This window comes from Paenibacillus sp. 23TSA30-6 (genome assembly GCF_014858585.1).
In the GTDB taxonomy this organism is placed as follows: Bacteria; Bacillota; Bacilli; order Paenibacillales; family Paenibacillaceae; genus Paenibacillus.
Map to the genome: position 1 here is coordinate 1 of NZ_SLTL01000096.1, position 824 is coordinate 824.

At 36.4% G+C, this 824-nt stretch carries 1 protein-coding gene; it reads right to left on the reverse strand.

The window, feature by feature from the left end; translation table 11 throughout:
- Window positions 1-294 (reverse strand): SF0329 family protein (locus E0698_RS26240; RefSeq protein ID WP_443146926.1); only part of this gene is annotated, 294 nt, incomplete at its 3' end.
- Between the last annotated feature and the right edge of the window lie 530 nt (window positions 295-824).

Genomic DNA, 824 nt, shown 5'->3' on the forward strand with positions numbered 1-824 from the left:
TAGACGATCCTCCGGAACGGTCCCCTTGGTATCTTTTCTGATCGCTTCAATTTCTTCATTGTTGATAGGAACTTGGACATTGGGATCATTCTTAATTTCCTGCTCCGACTGATACCATCTGATTGGGCTCGTTATATCACTCATATTGAGTATGTTCTTTTTATCTACAGCAATATAACAAATTCCAGATTTATCAGGTAAATAACGGTAACTGGTCGCTCGGTATTCGACCCTTCCATTTAACGCAGGACAGCGGAAACTCTCAAGTTGTTGCTTCAATTTGCTCCAGGACATGTATCCTCCTATGTTCTCAATGCCTACTACCAGCATTAGCGGCTGTCAGGCTTTTCTTTTGAAAAATGGGACATTTATGGATTAAAAAAGATAGTTTTCATTCAGTATAAACTGTTTTCTGCAGAGCCTAGGCTACAAAATCCTGTCTTAATATTCACCTTATAAGCACCTATCAATTACCGCTCTGTATCAACCTGCTTTTTCACCACATTTTCTAATTATATTCATTATTATGAGTCCAATAGACCTAGTTTTATTGGTTTTTTTCACTATTTGTAGTATAAAAGAAGTATCTATCTGGTTCAATTAACCACTTTTTGTAGAATTAGATTGCCGGAGGAATGGAAACAATGTCACATTCACTAGAATTAATTGATAAAAAAAATGGCTTCTTCGCTAAAGTGAATGTTAGATGTCTGTTTAATAGAGAAAGTGTCCATACTGTCTAGTAATAATAGGAAGAGGACGGGATGGAACATGTGGACCCCATTAAGCAAAAAGGATAATCTAATGAATGATGTGTTCAAGTT